A 21,121-nucleotide genomic window follows, 5' to 3' on the forward strand; every position below is an offset into this window, starting at 1 on the left:
CGGGTTCCTACGCCGCACTGCATGTCATCGAATGGCCATTTCAACCCGCCACTGCCCACGAGTGAGGCTGCATTGGCGCTGCGCGCCCTGCTGGACCGCGCGTCGGCGTTGCGGGCCGAGGGCCGTGAGACGGATGCGGTCGCCTGCGGTCCCGCGATATTGGAAGCCTACTTCGAGGCGGAGCAGAGCCGTGCGATCAACCGTCGCGATCCGCGCGGCTTCACGGAAAAGCTGTTTTGCCGCATGCTCGACGTGCACGAACAAGGGTGCCCGACCTATTCAAGGCTGTCCGACAAGCTTGCGGTGCGCGACTTCGTGGCGGGGCGCGTGGGCGAGCGGTTCTTGACCCCGGTGCTTTGGTCGGGCGACGACGCGCGGGAGATTCCGTGGGAACGACTGCCGCCAGAGATCTTGCTGAAGTGCAACGAAGGCTCGGGGAAAGGTGCGCGCCTTGCGGCACCGTACCAACCCGAAGCGGCGCAGGCGCTGGCGCTTCGCTGGCAGTCGCAGTCTTATTACTGGTTTCGGCGCGAATTCCACTATTGGGATGTGCCACGCCGGCTATTGGTCGACGAGCGGCTCGACGACGGCCATCCGGACGGGCCGATCGACTACATCTTCTTCTGTTTCGATGGTGTCCCGCGCCTCGCCCAGGTGGGTAGCCGCTCGCACACGATTCACCGCTTCTTCACCCCGGACTGGGAAGCCGTGCAGTTGACCTATCGCGAGCGGTACGAGACGCCCCACATCCCCCGGCCGGCCGTGCTTTCGCAAATGCTCGAGGCCGCCGCGGCGCTCTCGGCCGGCTTCGATTTCGTGCGTGTCGACTTTTACTGCTGCGGCAACGACATCCGGTTCGGCGAACTCACTTTCACGCCCCGCGCGGGATGGATCCACTTCAAGCCGGCGGAATGGGACATGCGCCTTGGAGACTGGTGGCACTACAGGGGGCTGCCGGATGCCTGAGATGACCGGCGCGGGCGCCGGTCAGGCGGTCGAATACCGCGGTACGCCGGTCGCGCTCGCGGCCAGCTGGCAGGTGGTGCAAGGGCACGCCTATGGGTTGCGCGGGTATGTGCTGCTTGGGTTGGTCCGGTGGCCGGTGAATACCAGCTGGAAGACCGGCGCCATGGTCCCTTTCCTGCACGAGGAAGGTGGGCTGTCCCTGGCTGACGCAGAGCGGCACCTGGCCAAGGGTTTCGGCATCGATGCGTTCCTCGCGCTGTTGGCTGTGTTGGAGAAGTCATCGTACTCGCCGGTCACGCAGCCAGGCGTGCAAATGGCGCCCGCCGTCGTCCGGGATGGTTCGGTGACGTTCTCATTGGCGCTGCCAAGCTGCCTACCCAATTTCACCCTGGGGCTCGCGGAGTGGCTGGTGTCTTCCATCAACTTGGGCCACAGCAACTTGCCACCGGCACGGCGTCGTGCTCTCGCCGACACCGTCAACCCGCGGCTCATAGCGGCCCGCGACGCTTTGAAAGCGAAGATGCAGGCCGGCGGTGTCAACACCGTGCGCATTGCCCGGGCGTGCGCCGACATGCAGTTGCCGCTCCAATGGCTGCCCGGCGGTTTCATCTACGTTGGCTCGGGGCCCTATGGGCGCTTCTTTCGAAGCACGGAGACGGAGTGGACTCCGGCGCTTGCGGCGAACCTGGCGCGGTCGAAAGCACTGACGGCTTCCCTGTTGCGGCAGCACGGCCTGCCTGCGCCCACACACCAGATGGTGAATTCCGAGGAGGAAGCGGTGCAGGCGGCGCGTACGCTGGGCTACCCCGTCGTGGTAAAGCCCGAGGACAGCGATGGCGGGCAAGGTGTGCACGCGGGCCTGCGCACCGAAGAGCAGGTGCGGCGCTGTTACGCGCTGGCGGCCGCCGTCTCGCGAAAGGTCCTGGTAGAGAGCCACATCGAAGGCCAGGACTATCGCATCACCGTTGAAAACGGCAAGATCGTCAAGGCCATCGGCCGGCAGCCGGGCGGAGTGCTCGGGGACGGTCGCCGGTCGGTGGAGGAAATCATCCGGGCCGCCGTCGCGGCGACCACCGGGGACCGTCGGCGCACCAGCATGATTTCGCTGGACGAGGAAGCGCTGGGGATTCTTGCCGAACGCGGCATGACGGCACGGAGCGTGCCGCCCGCCGGCGAATTCGTCGTGCTGAGGCGGCGCGCAAACATATCCACCGGCGGCATCAGCCGCGACGTCATGGACCAGATCCATCCGGACAACGCGCGCCTCGCGCTTCGCGCCACCCAGGCGCTGCGCCTGGACCTGGCGGGCATCGACCTCATCATCCCGGACATCTCCGTGTCGTGGATGGATTGCAAAGCAGGCATCTGCGAGGTGAATTCGCAGCCGCAGATCAACACGGAGTTCGCGCCAAACGTCTACCGCGACCTGCTTGCCCGCATGGTGCCCGCACCCGGCCGCATGCGCACGGTTCTCGTCCTGCACGCGTCGGATGCGCTGGAAAGCGACGCCGGCGTGGCCGCGGCGGCGCAGCAGCTGGTGCAACGTGGCGAGCGCGTGCTGTCCACGCGCCGGGACGGCACATGGCTGAACGATGAACGGCTCGCCCCGCCGGGCCGCGACGCGTTTGCCGCTGCGATGGCGGCGGAACTCGAACGCGAGGCCACCGCGGTGGTCGCCGCGCTCACCACCGAAGAGGTGCTCAAGCAAGGCTTGCCGTGGTTGCACCTGGACCAGGTGCGCGTACTGTGCGGCCCGGGGCCGGGGCTGGTACCGCGCCTGAACGCGTGCCTGAAACTGTTGGCCCCGCACATGGCGGGCGATTTGCTGCTCGATGCGGCAACCGCCGAACTCATCGACCCGCCTGTCCTGGCGCGGTTTACGGTTTCCGTCGGATCGCATTCATGACTGCTCCACTGATCGCGCTCACCTCGTACTACAACCCGTTCCACGGCCAGCGGCGGCGCCGCAACTACGATCGGTTTCGCAGGTACCTTGGCGTTCCGCTCGTCGCTGTCGAATGGTCGCCGGACGGACGCTTCGATCTGTCGGCCGGCGACGCGGACGTGATGCTCCGAGTGAACGGCGGCGACGTGCTGTGGCAGAAAGAGCGGCTGCTCAATCGGGGCTTGGCCCACATTCGCGAAGCGGGGCTCGCCCGCGACGTGGCGATCATCGACGCCGACGCGGTCTTCGCTGCAGCCGATTGGGCGGAACGGACGTCGGCCGCGCTCGATGCTTGGCCCGTCGTCCAGTGCTTTTCGCGCGCCGATTACCTGCCGCCGTTGCCTGCACAAAGCCACACGCGCGCCGAGCTGCTGGCGGTGGAGCCGGAACGCTCCATGCCGTCGCTGGCTTATGCCCTGTCGCAAGGAAATCAGGTCTTCACGACGGACCCGGTCATGGTGCAGACATGGGTCAATGCGTCACCTCTCTCCGGCAACCCGGGCTTGGCCACCGCCGTGCGATTGGCCGAATTGCCGGAGTTCAAGCTCTATGAAGGCAACATCGTCGGTGGTGGCGACCTGGTGCTGATGGCAGGCATCCACGGAGCGCTGGACGACCTCTTCCTCCATCGCCATTTTTCACCCGGGCACCGGGCGGATGTCCTCGCATGGGCAGCTCGCTGCCTCCCCTCGCAAGCGCGCTTGGGCTGGGCTGAAGGCCGCGTGCTGCACCTCTGGCACGGAACAATGGAAGCCCGCCGGCTTAAACAGCGCCAGCTCGTCCTCGGCCCGCGCGACTACGACCCGCAACGCGACGTCGACCGCAACGGCGACGCCTTGCGCTTCAAGGACCCGGCAGGCGAGTTGAAGGCGGCAGTCGAGGCCTATCTCGTTTCGCGCGACGATGCATGACCGACAAGAGCCACACCCAGGCATCGCGCGCCCCACGCATGGTCCCGCCACCCAGTTTTCCCCTCATCATCTCGCCGCGGGGCCGGCACGGCAATCTGATGTTCCAGTACATGCTGGCCGCGCAGCTGCAGCGCAGGCTGGGCCCGCGAGCTGTGGTGCACGGTCCCGGCATGCCCGAGTGGGGATGTGCCGCCACACCCGTGCCGAAGCAGCCCACGAGCCCGCTGGTTCTGGACGGACACCTGTTCGATCTCGACGAAATCGCGCACTGCCTGCGCGCCGGCCTGTGCAATGCCATCGTCCTCCGGGGCTGGGGCATGCGGGTGGAGTACTACCCGGAGATCGATGAGTGCCGGGCGCTGTTCAAGTCCGATGTGCAGGGCCAACAGGTAGGCGATGATGAAGTCCTCATCAATGTTCGCGCGGAAGACATCGAGTCAGGCAGGCACCCCGGCTACTTTCCCCTGCCCTTCGACTTTTACGCATCGGTCATCCGTGCGGAGGGAAAGCGACCCGTCTTCATGGGCCAGCTGCAGCCCGGTCCGTACGTCCAGGCACTCCGGCAACGGTTTCCCCTCGCGCGGTACTTGCCATTGGGTACGCCGATCGAAGATTTCCAGACCATGCGAAACGCGGGCTGCGTGGTGCCGTCCATCAGTTCGTTCGCCTGGCTGGCGACCTGGCTTTCCGAGTCCGCCCACACCATCCACCTGCCGGTGGCAGGCCTGTTCGATCCGCGCCGCGAACGCCAGAACCTGATGCCGGTCGGCGACGCGCGGTACCGGTACTGGAGTGTCGATTTTCCGCCGATGCAAGAGCGCCCCGGCATTCATGCAGCCACATGGGCGGCCGCGCCCCGCAACGTGGTGGGTCGAAGCAGAGACTGGGCGATCGGCATCGCGCGCGCGGGACTCACTCGCCGCGTGGTCGTCAAGCCCGGCCAGCCGGTCGGGGCTCCGCGCGCGGCCTGACAGACGCCTGTTGCATGCAAGTGAACCTCGTCTCCCCACCGCAGCACGAATCGCTCGTCGACCTGCTGTGCGAGCTGCACACTTATTACAACGAAGGCTCGACGGTGCCGCATGAGATGGTGCGATCGCACCTGCTCGAAAACCTGCTCGGCCCCGACTCGCCCTTGCGCCTGGTCGTGGCACATGACGGTGAAGGCCAAGTGCTTGGCTTTGCGGCCATCACGCTGACGTTCTCGCTGGTCGAACCCGCGCCCGAGCAGCGTCGCCATTGCCAGCTGAAAGAGCTTTACGTTCGCTCGTCCGCCCGAAGCCTTGGCGTCGGCAAAGCGCTGATGTCCTGGGTTGCGAGGTACGCGGCCGACAACGGTTGCCGCCGCATCGATTGGCCCGTCAAGGCGTCGAACGCGAGGGGCATCGCCTTTTACGAAAGCCTCGGCGCGCAACAGGTTCTCGAAAGACTGAGCTTCAGGCTCTCCGAGCCGAGCCTTGGTGAGCTGGCCGGCCGGCCCGAGAATGGGCAACAGTTGGCTTGATCGCGCGATGCACAAGGTACCGACATGAGCATTCCTCTCAAGTTGCTGGTGGCCGTGGCCCCGTTCATCTTCACGGTCCTTTTTGGCTGGCTGACGATGGAAGGACACCTCAATTTCGGCGGGGGAGAGAAAGACGTATTTCTCCTGATCCCGCTGCTTCTTTGGTCACTGGTGTACTTCTGTTGCTTTCTTGCGCTTTGGCGCCGGCGATGGGCGCTTGGCAGGTGGCTTGGGTGGTCCGCGGGCATTGCGACCGTTGCGATCGTCGTGGCTTGGTTGGTTCTTCTTGGCGCGTCAGCGATCGCATGAGCCCCAGAAACAGGCGCGTGCTTCAGGCCCTTCTCTATGAGGTCTTCGCCATCGCCTTCGTGGGCCCGGTGCTCAGCTTCGCCTTCGACAAGCCGCATGCGTCCACGCTGGGGCTGGCCTTCGTCCTATCGAGCATTGCCCTCACCTGGAACTACATTTTCAACGCCATCTTCGAGCGATGGGAGTCTCGTCAATCGGTGCGTGGGCGTTCGTTCGCCAGGCGCCTGGCGCACGGCATCGGCTTCGAAGGGGGCCTCGTGGTGATCCTGGTCCCGGTCATGTCGCTCTGGCTGAACATCTCGGCCTTCGACGCATTTCTTGCGAATCTCGGACTCTTGGTATTCTTCTTTTTCTATGCCATTGCCTTCACCTGGACCTTCGATCGCGTGTTCGGCCTTCCAGAGTCTGCCGCCAGGCGCGATGCGGACTAGCAAGCCGATCATCACCTCACCATGACCCCTGCCCTCGCATCACTCGAATCCTCGGACTGGTACTACGACGACCTCAAGCACGTCGGCGTCGACTTTTCGGATCCGGTCCAGGTCGCCACTTACGACGCCCGGCAGAAGTCGACCGACGCGGCCGCGGCAAGCCTGCTCGCGGAAATCGGCGTCGAGGCGGGCCAAACCGTGGCCGATTTCGGTTGCGGTACGGGCGTGCTGGCCTGCCAGGCCTCCCTCAAGCAGTGCGCAGTGCATGCGATCGACATCTCGGCGGCGATGCTCGAGGCGACGCGCCGCCGTGCGGCGCACCTGGGAGCCACATCCGTCACCACACAGCAGGCTGGATTCCTGAGTTTTGCGCTGGAACCGGCTTCCCTGGACGTTGCGACGACACAGTACGCTCTCCATCACCTGAACGATTTCTGGAAGCTCGTTGCCCTGCAGCGCATCCATGCCGCGCTCAAGCCTGGCGGCAAGCTCCTGCTGCGCGATGTCGTGTATTCATGCCATCCGTCCGAGATCAAACAGACGGTGGATGCGTGGCTGCGCTGGATGCAGGAAGAACGTGGCTACAGCCGCGACGAGAACGTCACGCATGTGAGGGAAGAGCACAGCACCTTCGCCTGGGTCATGGAAGGCCTGCTGGAGCGCGCCGGTTTCCGCATGCTGGAGGCCAAGTATGCGATGGGCGTGTATGCGACGTACCTGGTGCAACGGCCCGGGCCCACGCCACCATGAGCGCGCCGTTTCACCGCTTCAACGTCTTCGGCCGCACAGTCCTCATCCAGCGCGAGGCGGGTCTGTGGCAGGCCTACGCAGTGGGGCTGGACGGCAAGCGCAGCCCGGCCGGTTTCGTGGTGCCGGACTTCATCGAAGTGGACGAGATGGAACAGTATCTTTTCGACCTGTTCCACGAAAGCGCCACGCCGGGCAACGGCGACGTACGCCGCATCGAATGACACGCCCGGTCGCGGACCCTACTTCGCGAACAGCGATTCCAGGCTGGCGAATGCCTTGATCTCGACGGCATTACCGGACGGATCGAGGAAGAACATCGTGGCCTGTTCGCCCGGCTCACCCTTGAAGCGGATATAGGGCTCGATCACGAATTTCGTGCCGGCCGCGCGCAGCTTGTCGGCCAGCTCGGTCCATTGCGGGATGGTGAGCACCACGCCGAAGTGACGCACGGGGACCCCGTGGCCGTCGACGGCGCTGGTGGCCGCGGCGCCGGTCTCGCCCGGCGCCATGTGGGCGACGATCTGGTGGCCGTAGAAATTGAAGTCGACCCAGTCGGGAGAACTCCGCCCTTCCGGGCAGCCGAGCAGGCCGCCGTAGAAGGCGCGCGCGGCCGCCAGGTCGTGCACGGGAAAAGCCAGGTGAAAGGGGCGCAGGGGCGCGTCGCGCCCGGTAGTCTCGTTGGTCATTGCTTCTACTCTACACGCTCGATCGACGTCGGCTTGAAGCCGAGATCGGCCATCTTGCCCTTCTTGCCGCGATGCAGCCGCGCGTTGTTCAGCGAACGGATCTCCAGCGTCTCCTCGCGGTCCTTGCCGCTGCGGCCCTGGCCCACGATCTTCACGCTGCGCGTGTAGGCCGCCGCACCTGCCAGCGCGTCCTTGGGATCGAGATCGATCAGCATCAGGCCACGGCCGCCGTTGGCCATGGGCTTCAGCTCGCCGATCTCGAAAGTGAGGATGCGGCCACCCGTCGATGCGCAGGCCACGTGCGTGGCCGGCATGTACAGGCCCGACGGCACCACACCGGCCGGGGCCGGCACGTTGGCGGGTGACGGCCGGCAGACGGTCTCGCCCTCGCCGCAGCTGATGAAAGCCTTGCCGGCCTTCAGGCGCGACATCATGTTCTCGACCGTCGCCAGGAAGCCGTAGCCGCCGGAGCCGGAAAGCAGCAGCCACGCACTCGGCGCGCCGGCGAAGTAGTGCATCAACTGCGTGCCCGGCTCCAGCTCGATCAGCGTGGTCACCGGTTGGCCATCGCCACGCGCTCCGGGCAGCATGGACACCGGCACCGTGTACACGCGGCCGTTGCTGCCGAAGGCCAGCAGCGTGTCCACCGTACGCACCTCGAAGGTCGCGTACAGGCCGTCGCCAGCCTTGAACGCGAAGCTGGCTGCTTCGTGGCCGTGTGCTTGCCGTGCACGCACCCAGCCCTTTTGCGAGACGACGACCGTGACCGGCTCGTCGATCACCTTGATCTCGGCGACAGCCTTCTTTTCGGCCTGGATCAGCGTGCGACGCGCGTCGGCAAACTGCTTGGCGTCCTGCTCGATTTCCTTGACCATCAGGCGGCGCAGCGCGGCCGGGCTGCCGAGGATTTCTTCCAGCTTCTTCTGCTCTTCGCGCAGTTCCTTCAGCTGCTGCTCGATCTTGATCGCTTCCAGCCGCGCCAATTGGCGCAGGCGGATTTCGAGGATGTCCTCGGCCTGTGTGTCACTCAGCTTGAAGCGTTCGATCAGCGCGGCCTTGGGCTCGTCGCTGTGGCGGATGATGCGGATCACCTCGTCGATGTTCAGCAGCACCAGCTGCCGGCCTTCGAGGATGTGGATGCGGCCCAGCACCTTGCCGAGGCGATGGCGCGAGCGGCGCTCGATCGTGGCCTGGCGGAACTCGATCCATTCGCTCAGCATCAGCCGCAGCGACTTTTGCACGGGCTTGCCGTCCAGGCCCACCATCGTGAGGTTGATCGGCGCGGAGGTCTCGAGGCTGGTGTGCGCCAGCAATGAGGTGATCAGCTCGCTTTGCTCGATGCGGCTGGTCTTGGGCTCGAAGACGATGCGCACCGCGGAGTCTTTGCTCGACTCGTCGCGCACAGTGTCCAGCACGGCCAGCACGGTCTGCTTCAGCTGCACCTGGTCTTGCGACAACGCCTTCTTGCCGGCCTTGACCTTGGGGTTGGTGAGTTCCTCGATCTCTTCGAGCACCTTCTGCGTGCTCACGCCGGGGGGCAGTTCCTGCACCACCAGTTGCCACTGGCCCCGCGCGAGTTCTTCGATCTTCCAGCGCGCCCTGACCTTCAGCGAACCACGGCCGGTGCGATACGCCTCGGCAATGTCGGAGGCCGGACTGATGATCTGGCCACCGCCTGGGTAGTCCGGGCCGGGGATGATCGCGAACAGGTCTTCGTCGGACAGTTTCGGCGTCTTGATCAGCGCAACGCACGCGTCGGCGATCTCGCGCAGGTTGTGACTGGGGATCTCGGTGGCCAGGCCGACGGCAATACCGCTCGCGCCGTTGAGCAGCGTGAACGGCAGGCGCGCGGGCAACTGGCGCGGCTCCTGCTCCGAGCCGTCGTAGTTGGGGGCGAAGTCGACAGTGCCTTCGTCGAGCTCGTCGAGCAGCAGGTTGGTGATGCGGGAAAGGCGCGCTTCGGTGTAGCGCATGGCCGCGGCGCCGTCACCGTCGCGGCTGCCGAAGTTGCCGTGGCCGTCGATCAGCGGGTAGCGCTGCGCGAAATCCTGCGCCATGCGCACCATCGCGTCGTAGGCCGCCTGGTCGCCGTGCGGGTGGTACTTGCCCAGCACATCGCCGACCACGCGCGCGCTCTTCACAGGGCGCGCACCGCCAGCGCCGGTGTAGCCCAGGCCCATGCGCGACATCGAATAGAGGATGCGGCGCTGCACCGGTTTTTGCCCGTCGCACACGTCGGGCAAGGCGCGGCCTTTCACCACGCTCAACGCGTACTCGAGGTAGGCGCGCTGTGCGTAAGAGGCGAGGTTCAGGTCGGCGTCGTCGCCGCCGTCGCCGCTTTTGAGGGAAATCAGGTCTTGCTCCATGAATGACTGCTAGAGAGAAAAAAGGGGATCGATGGAAAAGTGAATCTGTTCAGCCGAGCAGTTCTTCCGCGGTGATGGCAACGATGCGCCGTTCGGTGGGCGCCATCAACTGCTCGTCGAGCTTCGCCGCCATGCGTTGCAGCACCGCCTTGGGCGCCGTGTCATTGACGGGCACCAGTGCCAGGACGATGCGAAAGTGCAGGAATTCCGTGAGGGCCATGGGCAACGGCTCCTTGAGGCCGGCCACCAGGATGCGGCTGGCCACATTGGCCATCCCTTCGGCAAGCGACATGCCTTCGGCCAGCACCGCGATGCGCGAATTCGACACACGCGCCGCGACGTCGCCGTCCCGCAGGCCCTGGCGGATGCGATTGGCCGAAGCGAGCACGGCCGACTGGGCCACTTCCTCGCCGAATTCGGCGGCCAGGCTGTCCAGGTTCTCGATGTGCACCAGCAACAGCACGCTCGGATGGCCGTAGCGGCGGGCGAGGTTGCGCACGCCCTTGACGCGCTCGTAGAAGATCAGCGGCGTCGACAGCCCCGTCAGGGGATCGATGGTGTTGCGTGCATCGACGCGCACGCGCGTTTCGCTGAAGATCCGGCTACGCCAAGTGGACGCCAGGAACCCGGCAGCCGCCCAGGCGGTCAGCAAGCCCGCCAGCGGAACCGCCGAATCCGGCTCGCTGTCCAGCGATCGCCATCCCAGCCAGGCAACGCCCCAGCCGAGCGCCAAGTGACCCGCCACGAGCCAACGGGCCCAGGGCTGACTCTGGGGCCAGGCGCGCAGCGTGATGACGATCACCACTGCGGCCCATGCACCAAGGCCCGCAAGCAGCAGGTGCCCGTAGCCCCACGCTGTCGCCAGTGCCAGAGCGGGCAGCACGCCGAGGCTGACGGCCAGCAGCCAACGCCTCAGGTTGCGCAGCGCTCCGGCGTGGCTGACCAGCTCGCGCAATTGCATGCCGTCGATGGCCATCACCATCAGCAACGCGGCCTGGGCGAGAAAAGCCTGCCCGCCCACGAGCGCCTGCACCGCAACGACGGACGCGGTCGTCGCGGCCGCGTGCATGATCAAACCCCGCTCGCGATAGGCGTTGGCAAAGATGACGCTGAAGCAGACCACCAGCACCTGGGCGCCCGCAAAGGCGCCCAGCGCCACCAGGTCGTTGGCATCGGACGGCATAGGGATCATGCGCCGCGCCCTCCTGGCCGCGCGCAACGTACTGCTCGGTGCGGACCGGCAGCGTTAATCGGCATCGCTTTTGATGTCGCCACGCGCTGCGGCGAGGGGCTGCGCCAAGGGCGCCGGCGCGCCGCCGGGCATATTGCCGCGGCCGGCCGCCCCACCCACAGGCAGTTCCATGCGCACGCGGCTGGGTGCACGGCCCACCCCCAAAACAGACGGCGGCTTGAGCATGGCGTACAGCTGCATCACCGTCTTTACGTAGTTCTGAGTCTCGGGGTAGTTGGGTATCTTGTTGCCGGCGCGCTGCACCGCGCCCTCGCCTGCGTTGTATGCCGCCAGCGCCAGATCCAGGCGGCCGGGGAACAGGTCCAGCAGGTAGCGCAGATACCGTGACCCGGTCTTGACGTTGGTCCGCGGGTCGGAGAGCTTCTTGCCCACGGGCGTCTTGGCATCGCCCGTGACGCCATAGCGCTCGGCGGTGGCCGGCATGATCTGCATCAGCCCCACGGCGCCCTTGGGCGACACCGCGAGTGCGTCGAAGCCCGACTCGGTGGCGATCAACGCCTGGAGCAGCTCGTAGTCGATGTCGTGGTGCTTCGACGCTTCGCGCAGATGGTGCTTGACCTGCTTGTAACTGGGCGAAATCTCAAAAAACGCGATGAGCTTGCGCGGCGCCGTGGGAACGGCCACGGCGCGAGCCGTCTCGTGTCTTTCGCGAGCCGTGCCGCGCGCGGTATCGAAACTCTCGCCGCCACGGAAGAACAATTCGTAGCGCTCGTCCACCTTCTCGGTAGAGAAGTGCGCGACGCCTTTGGCATCGACGTAACCCCACACCTCGGCCTGCGCGGCCGGCGCGAGCAGCAGCGCCAGCGCGGCGCCGGCCAGCCAGGACGCCAGGCCGGCCTTCATCCGCGCAGCTCCAGGCCCAGGGTGCGGCGGCCCGTGAATTCCGGCTGCAGCATCGACATGACGATCAGCGAATCGAAACCGCCCTCCACCTTGACCGAGTCGCGCAACGTACCCTCCACGACGAACCCTTCGCTGTCGTACAGCGCCTTGGCCCGTGTGTTGCGAGACTTCACGTCGAGCCAGAAGCGATGCGCGCGCAGGTCGTCGAACGCCACCTTCTTGGCGACGCGCAGCGCGGCGCGGCCAAAGCCGGAGCCCTTGGCCTGCACGACCATGCGCTTCAGCTCGATCGACTGGTGCTGGCTGCGGCAGCCGATCAGGATGAGGAAGCCCACGGCGTCCAGGCCTTCGCCGCCTTCGATGATGAAATGCCGGAAGTCCGGGAAGCGGATCGCGGCCTCATGCTGCGTACGCTCCCAGGGCGTGATGAACGCCAGGTTCTCCGGGTCCTGTTCCAGCGAGAGCACGTACTCCAGATCGCTCGTCATCGTCGGACGCAGCCGCACGCGGGCCGTGGTGCGGTCCGGGGAGCTGGCGGCGAAGTTGGCGGCGGTCATGTGGCAGTGTGTCTAAACGTCGATCTCGACGGCGTCGCCGTGAAGTTCCATGAGTTCGCGGCGGGCGGCGGCTTCGCCTTTGCCCATCAGCTTGGTGATCAGGTTCTCGGTCGCGGCGAAATCCATCGCGCCCAGGTGCACCGGCAGCAGGCGGCGCGTGTCGGGATTGAGCGTCGTGTCCCACAGCTGTTCGGCGCTCATTTCTCCCAGGCCCTTGAAGCGGCTGATGTTCCAGGCCCCTTCGCGCACGCCTTCCTTGCGCAGCTTGTCCAAGATAGCGGTCAATTCGCCTTCGTCAAGTGCATATGTCTTGGAAGCCGGCTTTTTCCCGCGGGCCGGTGCATCCACGCGGAAGAGCGGCGGCCTGGCGACGTAGACATTACCCGATTCGATGAGTTTGGGGAAATGGCGGAAGAACAACGTGAGCAGCAGCACCTGGATGTGCGAGCCGTCCACGTCGGCATCCGACAGGATGCAGACCTTGCCGTAACGCAGGCCAGACAGGTCTGGCGTGTCGTTGGGGCCGTGCGGGTCCACACCGATGGCCACGGCGATGTCATGGATCTCGGTATTGGCGAACAGGCGGTCGCGCTCGACCTCCCAGGTGTTCAGCACCTTGCCACGCAACGGCAGGATGGCCTGGCTTTCCTTGTCGCGGCCCATCTTGGCGCTGCCGCCGGCGGAATCGCCTTCGACCAGGAACACTTCGTTGTGCGAGATGTCGCGGCTTTCGCAATCGGTGAGCTTGCCCGGCAGCACGGCGACACCTGAGCCTTTGCGTTTTTCCACCTTCTGGCCCGCGCGCTGCCGGCTCTGCGCGGCCTTGATCGCGAGCTCGGCCAGCTTGCGGCCGTATTCGACGTGGTGATTGAGCCAGAGCTCGAGCGCGGGCCGCACGAAGCTGGAGACCAGCCGCACGGCGTCTCGGGAATTCAACCGTTCCTTGATCTGGCCCTGGAACTGCGGATCCAGCACCTTTGCCGACAGCACATAGGAAGCTCGGGCAAAGACGTCTTCGGGCAGCAGCTTCACGCCCTTGGGCAGGAGCGAGTGCAGGTCAACAAAGCTTTTCACCGCGTTGAAGAGGCCGTCGCGCAGGCCGCTCTCGTGCGTGCCGCCAGCGCTGGTGGGGATCAGGTTGACGTAGCTCTCGCGCACCGGCTGGCCGTCTTCGGTGAAGGCCACGCACCACTGCGCGCCCTCGCCTTCGGCGAAGTTGTCGTTGTTCGTAGCGAACCCTTCGCCTTCGAACAGCGGGATGACCGGATCGCCCGTCAACGTCTGCATCAGGTAGTCGCGCAGGCCCCCCTTGTATTGCCAGCTCTGCGTTTCCTTGGTCTTCTCGTTGACCAGGGACACGACCACGCCGGGCATCAGCACCGCCTTGCTGCGCAGCAGGTGGGCCAGTTCGGCCATGGGCAACTGGGCGGTCTCGAAATACTTGGGATCGATCCACACGCGCACCGAGGTGCCGGAGCGCCTGTCGCCTTCGACCGCCTTGCGGATCTGCAGTTGCTCGATCACGTCGCCGCCGGAGAACACGATGCGCGCCACCTGGCTTTCGCGATGCGTCGTCACTTCCAGGCGCTTGGCCAGAGCATTGGTGACGGACACGCCAACGCCGTGCAAGCCACCGGAAAAGCTGTAGGCGCCGCCCTTGCCCTTGTCGAATTTGCCGCCGGCGTGCAGCCGCGTGTAGACGATCTCGATGACCGGCACCTTTTCTTCCGGGTGCAGGCCGAATGGGATGCCGCGGCCATCGTCTTCGACGCTGATCGAGCCGTCGGCATGCAAGGTGGTCTTGATGCGTTTGCCGTGGCCCGCGAGGGCCTCGTCCGCCGCGTTGTCCAGGACTTCCTGGATGACGTGCAGCGGGTTGTCGGTGCGCGTGTACATGCCCGGCCGCTGCTTGACGGGCTCCAGGCCCTTGAGCACGCGGATCGAACCTTCGGAATAGTCTGAGGGGGGTTTGGTCGCCATGGGAGGGGGCATTGTAGTCGGGCTTGCACGAAGTACTGTATGAACGTACAGAAAGACTGCCGCACACGAGTCGGTGATGCCCGCGCCGCATCAATCCGGCCCAAAACTTTCAACGGCAGCGTCAGCCCTTTCGCAAGCACCGGCAATGGCCTTTGGCTACATTCGACCGATGCAGTCCACCGCCGCCCAAAAACTCTCGATGGCCCAGGTCCTGATCTGCGGCGCCATGATCGTCACGCTCTCGATGGGCATCCGCCACGGCTTCGGGCTGTGGCTGCAGCCGATCACGCAGGCGCAGAACTGGACGCGAGAGACCTTCTCGTTCGCCCTGGCGATCCAGAACCTGTCGTGGGGCATCTTCGGCATCTTCGCGGGCATGGTGGCGGATCGCTTCGGCGCGTCGCGCGTCCTGATCGGCGGCGCGCTTCTGTATGGCGCCGGGCTGGCCGGCATGGCCCTGGCCACCACGCCGCTCGTCTTCACCCTCACGGCGGGCGTCCTGCTCGGCGCGGCACAGGCGGGCACCACTTACGCCGTCGTCTATGGCGTGATCGGCCGGCAGATCGATCCGGCCAAGCGCTCATGGGCCATGGGTGTCGCGGCGGCCGCGGGCTCGTTCGGCCAGTTCCTGATGGTGCCGGTGGAAGGCTTCCTCATCTCAGGTTTTGGCTGGCAGCAGGCGTTGCTGGCGCTGAGTGTGTTCGTGCTGCTGATCGCGCCGCTGGCGTTCGGCTTGCGTGAGCCGGGGTTCGCGGGCGGCGCGGCACCCGCGCGCGACCAGTCCATCCTGCAGGCGTTGCGCGAGGCCTTCAAGTACCCGAGCTTCCAGCTTTTGATGGCTGGTTACTTCGTCTGCGGTTTCCAGGTGGTCTTCATCGGCGTGCACATGCCCAGCTACCTCAAGGACAAGGGCCTGTCGCCGCAGGTGGCCAGCTACGCGCTGGCGCTGATCGGCCTGTTCAACGTGTTCGGCACCTACATCGCGGGCAGCCTGGGGCAGAAGCTCGCCAAGCGCAAGATCCTCGCTGCGATCTACCTGGGGCGGGCGGTCGCGATCGCCGTGTTCCTGTGGGCACCGCTGACGCCGATGTCGGTCTACATCTTCGCCAGCGTCATCGGCCTGCTGTGGCTCTCCACGGTGCCGCCCACCAACGCCACCATCGCGCAGATCTTCGGGGTGGCGCACTTGTCGATGCTGGGCGGGTTCGTGTTCTTCTCCCACCAGATCGGATCGTTCATGGGCGTGTGGCTGGGCGGCTTCCTGTACGACCGCACAGGCAGCTACGACGTGGTCTGGTACATCGCCATCGCGCTGGGCATCTTCGCGGCGCTGGTGAACCTGCCGGTGCGGGAAGCGCCAATCGCGCGCGGCACCGCGCCGCAACCTGCCTGAAACATGCAGCTGCGCACGCGCAAACTGCTTGCCTACGCCAGCGCCATCGCGGCGCTGCTGGCTGTGTTTGCGCTGTACATGCAGCCGACGATCCTGGTGACGCTCGCGGACCAGCTCTGGGCCTGCTTCAATTAGGTCAGCAGTTCTGGTACTTCCAGTTCCGCGACTTGCCCTCTTCCATCCACTCGATGGCTTGAGCAAGCCGCTTCTCGCGCGTCTCGGCCCGCTTGGCCTCCACCAGCCATTCGATGTACTCGCGTTGGTGAGACGGTGAGAAGGCCTCGAACGTCTTGCGCGCCTTGGCGTTGCGCTTGAGCACGGCGGACAAATCGTCGGGCACTTCGGGTGGCGCCTTGGGCGCGGACTTGACGGCGCGCGCCGGCTTCTCGCCCGAGTCGATCACGGCCGCAACCTTCTTCACGAGCTTCACCAGTTCGGCCTTGGCCGGCAAATCCTTCAGCGACGCGACGCGGCCGAACTGGCCCATGGCCTCGCGGTTCTTGCCGGTTTGCGCCACGTCTTGCCAGAAACCGAAGGCACAGTGCGCCTTGAAAGCCGCCATCTGGGCCAGGATCTTGCCGCCGTGCATGAAGTGCGGCATGCCCCACTTGATGGTTTCCTCGGTGTCCGGGCAGGCCGCGTGCACCACCTGGCGCAGGTGCGCGAGGATGGGCTGCGCGAAATCCGCCGACTTCGCGATGTAGGCGTCGATGCGGGGGTCGGTCTTCGGCATGGCGGCTAGATTGCATCATGTCCGGGCCGCGCGGGCAACGGGGTACATTTCAGTCGCATGAAGGTCTTCATCATCACCGGCGCCTCCGACGGGATCGGCGCCGAAATGGCCCGCCAGCTGGCCAAGGCGCATGGCGCGCAGGCGGGTCTGGTGCTCGCGGCGCGCAACCGGGCCAAGCTGGATGAGGTGGCGGCGCAGTGCCAGGCGCTGGGCGCGCAGACACTGGTGGTGGTGGCGAACGTTTCGGAACAAGCGCAATGCCGGGCCCTGGTCGAACAGGCCGTCGCCAAGTTCGGCCGCATCGACGCGCTGATCAACAATGCCGGCGTCTCGGCCCAGGCCCTGTTCAGCGACGTCAAAGCCGAAGACTTGCACTGGTACGAGAACCTGATGAAGGTCAACCTGTGGGGCGCCGTCTGGTGCACGCACGCCGCCCTGCCTCACCTGAAGGCCAGCAAAGGCAGCATCGTCGCGGTGTCGTCGCTGGCCGGACTGGTCGGCGTGCCGGGCCGCACCGCCTACAGCGCGACCAAGTTCGCGATGACCGGTTTCTTCGAGGCGCTGCGGGCCGAGCTCAAGAGCGCGGGCGTCAGCGTCACCACCGCCTACCCCGGCGTGGTAGCCACCAGCATCCGGCACCGCGGCTACAACGCGAAAGGCGAGCCGGCCGGCTCCAGCGGCCTGAAAGAAGACGACGCGATGAGCGTCGAGGAGTGCGCGCGGCGCATCCTCGATGGAATGAACGCGCGCAGGCGCGAGGTGGTCATGACCGCGAAGGGCAAGCTGGGGCGTTTCGCCAAGCTGATCGTGCCGGGGATGGTGGAGAGCATGGCATTGGCGGCATTGAAGGACGAGGTCAAGCCGCACTGAGCCGTATGCACGGAACCGAATCTCCATCTCCCTGGGTCCAGCGCTGGTCCCACCTGATCCCGGCGGGCGGCGCGGTGCTGGACGTGGCGTGCGGCCATGGCCGGCACATGCGCTGGTTCGCCGGCCGTGGGCACCCGGTCAGCGGCGTGGATCGGTCGCCCGAAGCCATCGAAGCCGTAGCCGGCCTGGGCGACGCCGTTCTGGCGGACATCGAGAACGGCCCCTGGCCCCTCGCCGGCCGCACGTTCCAGGGCGTCGTCGTCACCAACTACCTGTGGCGTACCCTGCTGCCGCAGATCGTCAGCAGCGTGGCGCCGGGCGGGGCTTTGATCTACGAAACCTTCGCGACCGGCAACGAAACGGTGGGCAAGCCGTCCCGGCCCGACTTCCTGTTGCAACCCGGGGAACTGCTGCGGGCCTGCCAGGACTTGCGAGTCGTCGCCTATGAAGACGGCTTCATCGAAGAACCTGCTCGCTTTGTCCAGCGGATCGCGGCCGTAAGGCCCCACCCGGCTGAACGAACGGCGCGTTACCCGCTCTAGTTAGAATCGCTCTTTCCCGAGAATTCCCGGACATGACACCGATTACAGGCAGCATCGTGGCGCTGGCGACCCCGATGCACGAAGACGGCAGCGTCGATTACCCGGCGCTGCGCAAACTCATCGACTGGCACATCGCCGAAGGCACGGACTGCATTGGCGTGGTCGGCACGACGGGCGAATCCCCGACGGTCAACGTGCAAGAGCACCAGGAAATCATCCGCGTGTCGGTCGAGCAGGCCAATAAGCGCGTGCCCATCATGGCCGGCTGCGGCGCCAATTCCACGGCCGAAGCGATCGAGCTGGCGAAGTTCGCCAGGAAGGTCGGCGCCGACTGCCAGCTGCAGGTCGTGCCCTACTACAACAAGCCGACGCAGGAAGGCCAGTTCCAGCACTTCAAGGCCATCGCCGAAGCGGTGGGCGACCTGCCGATCGTGCTTTACAACGTGCCCGGGCGGACCGTGGCCGACATGCTGCACGACACCGTGCTGCGCCTGGCCGAAGTGCCCGGCATCGTCGGCATCAAGGAAGCCACGGGCAACATCGAACGCGCCCAGTGGCTGATCCGTGACGTGCCCAAGGGCTTCGCCATCTATTCCGGCGACGACCCGACGGCCGTGGCGCTGATGCTGTGCGGCGGCCAGGGCAACGTGAGCGTGACGGCCAACGTCGCGCCGCGCCTGATGCACGAGCTGTGCGTGGCCGCGGTGGCGGGCGACGCCAGGCGCGCGATGGAGATCCAGCGCAAGCTGATGCCGGTGCACAAGCACCTGTTCGTGGAAGCCAACCCGATTCCCGTGAAATGGGCGATGGCGCGCATGGGCCTGTGCGGCGGCACGCTGCGCCTGCCGATGACGCCCCTGTCGCCGGCCAACGAGCCTGTGGTCGAAGGCGCCCTGCGCGCTGCCGGCCTGCTGGCTTGACCTGTTCCGATTCTTTGAGACCCAACCCTTGAGGGGATGACGTGAAGCAATTTGCAAAATTCGGCGTGCTGGCGATCTGTGCCGCGCTTACGGCCTGTTCGGTGTTCGACGCGGAGAAGATCGACTACAAGAGCGCCGGCAAGGGGCCCTCGCTCGAAGTTCCGCCCGACCTGACGCAGCTGTCGCGCGATTCCCGCTACACCGTGCCAGGCAGCGGCGTGGTGACGGCCAGCGGCTTCCAGGTCGGCCAGGCCGCGCCCCAGTTGCCCACCGCCACCACGACCGTGGGCGACGTGCGCATCGAGCGCATCGGCGCACAGCGCTGGCTCGTGGTGAACCGCTCCGCCGACCAGCTGTGGAATCCGGTCCGCGAGTTCTGGCAGGAAAGCGGCTTCCTGCTGGCGCTGGACGACTCCAACCTCGGCATCATGGAAACCGACTGGGCCGAGAACCGCGCCAAGATCCCGCAGGACTTCATCCGCAACACGCTGGGCAAGCTGATCGACTCGGTGTACTCCACGTCCGAGCGCGACAAGTTTCGCACGCGCCTGGAGCGCGCCGCCAACGGCGGCACCGAGATCTACGTGAGCCATCGCGGCATGATCGAGGTCTACAACAACGCGCAGAAGGACCAGACCGTCTGGCAGCCGCGCCCCACCGACCCGGAGCTGGAAGCTGAGTTCCTGCGCCGCCTGATGGTCAAGCTGGGCGTGCCGCAGGAACAGTCCAAGGCCATCGTCGCCACCGGCGCGGGCAAGACCACGTCGCGCGTCGCCACCGTGGCGGGCACCCCCGTCGTGCAGATCGACGAAGGCTTCGACCGCGCCTGGCGCCGTGTCGGCCTGTCGCTGGATCGCACAGGCTTCACCGTCGAAGATCGCGACCGCGCACAGGGAACGTACTTCGTTCGCTACGTCGAGCCCAGCGCCGACAAGAAGGAAAAGGGCTTCTTCGCCAAGCTGTTCAGCGGCTCGGAAAAGGCGGCTGCGCCGCTCAAGTTCCGCATCAGCCTGAAGAGCCAGGGCGAGTCGACCACAGTGTCAGTGCTGAACATGAACGGCGCGCCGGAAACTTCGGCCAACGCGCAGCGCATCGTCCAGGTCATTGCCGACGACCTGAAGTAACACTGACTAGAAATCGACGTGCTGCGGTTCAAGAACTTGGGCAGCGGCAGCTCCGGCAACGCCACCATCATCCAGGCGCGCGGCGGCACGTCGATCACCCACCTGCTGGTGGACTGCGGCCTGGGCATCCGGCAACTTGACAAGCGCCTGGGCCAGGCCGGCATGCTCGCCGAGCAGATCGACGCGATCTTCATCACGCACGAGCACGCCGACCACATCGGCTGCGCGCGCCAGTTCGCACTGCGAGAGCGCATCCCGATCTGGATGAGCCACGGCACCTACACCGCGATGGGCGAGCCGGACTTCAACGGCCTGCTGCGCATCGCCTACGACACCCAGCCCATCGAGATCGGCGCCTTGCGCGTGATGCCGTTCACGGTGCCGCACGACGCGCGCGAACCCTTGCAATTGACCTGCACCGACGGCGACGAGCGCCTGGGCGTCCTCACGGACCTGGGCCACGCCACCAGCCATGTGCTGGAGCAGTTGTCCGGCTGCGGCTCGGTGCTCCTCGAGTGCAACCACGATCCGCAGATGCTCGCGGCGTCGACCTACCCGCCCTTCCTCAAGCGCCGTGTCGGAGGCGCCTACGGGCACCTCGCGAACGAAGCCGCGGCCGCGATTGCGCAGTCCATTCAGGGCGCGGGCTTGAAGCAGGTGGTGGCCGCGCACCTGAGCGAACAGAACAACCGCCCGGACCTCGCCCGCGCGGCGCTGGCTGCGGCCCTCGGCTGCGGCATCACCGACATCCTGGTGGCCGACGCGGCCAACGGCAGCGGCTGGCTGGCCTGTTAGCTACTTTGGGTAGACCCAAGAAAAAAGCCGCCCGAGGGCGGCTTTTTTGCGGATCGCTGAAATGCGATTACTTCTTGGCGGAAGCGGCAGCGGTCGCAGCGTCGGCGGCAGCCTTGGCGGCGGCGTCACCAGCAGCGGCGCCAGCGGCAGCGCCGGTGGCGGCACCAGCAGCAGCGCCAGCGGCGGCGCCGGAAGCGGCAGCAGCAGCAGCGTCAGGTGCGGGGGCCGGAGCCGGTGCGGGAGC

General features: G+C 66.1%; 24 protein-coding genes. 16 read left to right on the top strand and 8 right to left on the bottom strand.

Going from position 1 to position 21,121, the window contains the following annotated elements:
• Positions 1-72 precede the first annotated feature (72 nt).
• The 9 genes from EEB15_RS29050 to EEB15_RS29090 are packed head-to-tail and all read left to right on the top strand — an operon-like array spanning position 73 to position 7,037.
• Positions 73-966 (top strand): ATP-grasp fold amidoligase family protein, encoded by an 894-nt coding sequence (locus tag EEB15_RS29050; protein ID WP_158290271.1) that lies wholly within the window; start codon positions 73-75, stop codon positions 964-966.
• Complete coding sequence (locus EEB15_RS29055) at positions 959-2,872, top strand: acetate--CoA ligase family protein (RefSeq protein WP_141513467.1); 1,914 nt, start codon at positions 959-961, stop codon at positions 2,870-2,872. The genes EEB15_RS29050 and EEB15_RS29055 overlap by 8 nt, the downstream gene beginning before the upstream one ends.
• Positions 2,869-3,822, top strand: coding sequence for a hypothetical protein (locus EEB15_RS29060; protein ID WP_141513468.1), 954 nt, complete (start codon positions 2,869-2,871; stop codon positions 3,820-3,822). Before EEB15_RS29055 ends, EEB15_RS29060 begins: the two co-directional genes overlap by 4 nt.
• Complete coding sequence (locus EEB15_RS29065; RefSeq protein ID WP_141513469.1) at positions 3,819-4,793, top strand: hypothetical protein; 975 nt, start codon at positions 3,819-3,821, stop codon at positions 4,791-4,793. The genes EEB15_RS29060 and EEB15_RS29065 overlap by 4 nt, the downstream gene beginning before the upstream one ends.
• Positions 4,794-4,807: 14 nt before the next feature.
• Positions 4,808-5,326: a GNAT family N-acetyltransferase gene (locus EEB15_RS29070; RefSeq protein WP_141513470.1), complete on the top strand. Its 519-nt coding sequence runs from the start codon at positions 4,808-4,810 to the stop codon at positions 5,324-5,326.
• A 24-nt stretch (positions 5,327-5,350) separates the two neighbouring features.
• Positions 5,351-5,635, top strand: a complete 285-nt coding sequence (locus EEB15_RS29075) for a hypothetical protein (protein WP_141513471.1) — start codon at positions 5,351-5,353, stop codon at positions 5,633-5,635.
• Positions 5,636-5,652: 17 nt separating this feature from the next.
• Positions 5,653-6,066, top strand: coding sequence for a PACE efflux transporter (locus tag EEB15_RS29080; protein WP_370283998.1), 414 nt, complete (start codon positions 5,653-5,655; stop codon positions 6,064-6,066).
• A 21-nt stretch (positions 6,067-6,087) separates the two neighbouring features.
• Positions 6,088-6,816, top strand: a complete 729-nt coding sequence (locus EEB15_RS29085) for a class I SAM-dependent methyltransferase (RefSeq protein WP_141513473.1) — start codon at positions 6,088-6,090, stop codon at positions 6,814-6,816.
• Complete coding sequence (locus EEB15_RS29090) at positions 6,813-7,037, top strand: hypothetical protein (RefSeq protein ID WP_141513474.1); 225 nt, start codon at positions 6,813-6,815, stop codon at positions 7,035-7,037. Before EEB15_RS29085 ends, EEB15_RS29090 begins: the two co-directional genes overlap by 4 nt.
• Before the next feature lie 18 nt (positions 7,038-7,055).
• On the opposite strand, the gene EEB15_RS29095 is transcribed toward EEB15_RS29090, so the two are convergent.
• The 6 genes from EEB15_RS29095 to EEB15_RS29120 are packed head-to-tail and all read right to left on the bottom strand — an operon-like array spanning position 7,056 to position 14,500.
• A complete protein-coding gene (locus EEB15_RS29095) occupies positions 7,056-7,502 on the bottom strand; it encodes a VOC family protein (protein WP_141513475.1) in 447 nt (148 codons plus the stop codon).
• 5 nt (positions 7,503-7,507) lie between these two features.
• Complete coding sequence (gene parC / locus EEB15_RS29100; RefSeq protein ID WP_141513476.1) at positions 7,508-9,868, bottom strand: DNA topoisomerase IV subunit A; 2,361 nt, start codon at positions 9,866-9,868, stop codon at positions 7,508-7,510.
• A gap of 49 nt (positions 9,869-9,917) precedes the next feature.
• Positions 9,918-11,060, bottom strand: a complete 1,143-nt coding sequence (locus EEB15_RS29105; RefSeq protein ID WP_141513477.1) for a diguanylate cyclase domain-containing protein — start codon at positions 11,058-11,060, stop codon at positions 9,918-9,920.
• 54 nt (positions 11,061-11,114) lie between these two features.
• Positions 11,115-11,963 (bottom strand): lytic transglycosylase domain-containing protein, encoded by an 849-nt coding sequence (locus tag EEB15_RS29110; protein WP_141513478.1) that lies wholly within the window; start codon positions 11,961-11,963, stop codon positions 11,115-11,117.
• Positions 11,960-12,520, bottom strand: a complete 561-nt coding sequence (locus EEB15_RS29115) for a GNAT family N-acetyltransferase (protein WP_141513479.1) — start codon at positions 12,518-12,520, stop codon at positions 11,960-11,962. Before EEB15_RS29115 ends, EEB15_RS29110 begins: the two co-directional genes overlap by 4 nt.
• Positions 12,521-12,532: 12 nt before the next feature.
• Entirely contained in the window at positions 12,533-14,500 is a 1,968-nt protein-coding gene (locus EEB15_RS29120) for a DNA topoisomerase IV subunit B (protein ID WP_199236660.1), read from the bottom strand.
• 169 nt (positions 14,501-14,669) lie between these two features.
• Here EEB15_RS29120 and EEB15_RS29125 point away from each other — a divergent pair, with 169 nt between their 5' ends.
• Together EEB15_RS29125 and EEB15_RS34485 are read left to right on the top strand one after the other, a co-directional pair.
• Positions 14,670-15,893 (top strand): MFS transporter, encoded by a 1,224-nt coding sequence (locus EEB15_RS29125; protein ID WP_199236661.1) that lies wholly within the window; start codon positions 14,670-14,672, stop codon positions 15,891-15,893.
• A 3-nt stretch (positions 15,894-15,896) separates the two neighbouring features.
• Positions 15,897-16,028 (top strand): hypothetical protein, encoded by a 132-nt coding sequence (locus tag EEB15_RS34485; RefSeq protein WP_255466387.1) that lies wholly within the window; start codon positions 15,897-15,899, stop codon positions 16,026-16,028.
• 1 nt (position 16,029) lies between these two features.
• Here EEB15_RS34485 and EEB15_RS29130 read toward each other — a convergent pair whose 3' ends face one another.
• Positions 16,030-16,626, bottom strand: a complete 597-nt coding sequence (locus EEB15_RS29130; protein WP_141513481.1) for a YdeI family protein — start codon at positions 16,624-16,626, stop codon at positions 16,030-16,032.
• 57 nt (positions 16,627-16,683) lie between these two features.
• Here EEB15_RS29130 and EEB15_RS29135 point away from each other — a divergent pair, with 57 nt between their 5' ends.
• From EEB15_RS29135 to EEB15_RS29155, 5 genes are read left to right on the top strand one after another with little or no spacing between them, the layout of a single operon-like run.
• Positions 16,684-17,496, top strand: coding sequence for an SDR family oxidoreductase (locus tag EEB15_RS29135; protein WP_141513482.1), 813 nt, complete (start codon positions 16,684-16,686; stop codon positions 17,494-17,496).
• Between the two features lie 5 nt (positions 17,497-17,501).
• Positions 17,502-18,038, top strand: coding sequence for a bifunctional 2-polyprenyl-6-hydroxyphenol methylase/3-demethylubiquinol 3-O-methyltransferase UbiG (locus EEB15_RS29140; protein ID WP_141513483.1), 537 nt, complete (start codon positions 17,502-17,504; stop codon positions 18,036-18,038).
• Positions 18,039-18,070: 32 nt separating this feature from the next.
• Complete coding sequence (gene dapA, locus EEB15_RS29145) at positions 18,071-18,958, top strand: 4-hydroxy-tetrahydrodipicolinate synthase (RefSeq protein ID WP_141513484.1); 888 nt, start codon at positions 18,071-18,073, stop codon at positions 18,956-18,958.
• Between the two features lie 41 nt (positions 18,959-18,999).
• On the top strand, positions 19,000-20,082 hold the full coding sequence (gene bamC / locus EEB15_RS29150; RefSeq protein WP_141513485.1) for an outer membrane protein assembly factor BamC: 1,083 nt from the start codon (positions 19,000-19,002) through the stop codon (positions 20,080-20,082).
• A gap of 18 nt (positions 20,083-20,100) precedes the next feature.
• Positions 20,101-20,877 (top strand): MBL fold metallo-hydrolase, encoded by a 777-nt coding sequence (locus EEB15_RS29155; protein ID WP_141513486.1) that lies wholly within the window; start codon positions 20,101-20,103, stop codon positions 20,875-20,877.
• Here EEB15_RS29155 and EEB15_RS33855 read toward each other — a convergent pair.
• Positions 20,878-21,121 (bottom strand): hypothetical protein (locus EEB15_RS33855; RefSeq protein WP_199236662.1); only part of this gene is annotated, 244 nt, incomplete at its 5' end.

Source organism: Ramlibacter sp. WS9 (assembly GCF_003797765.1).
GTDB lineage: Bacteria > Pseudomonadota > Gammaproteobacteria > Burkholderiales > Burkholderiaceae_C > Ramlibacter.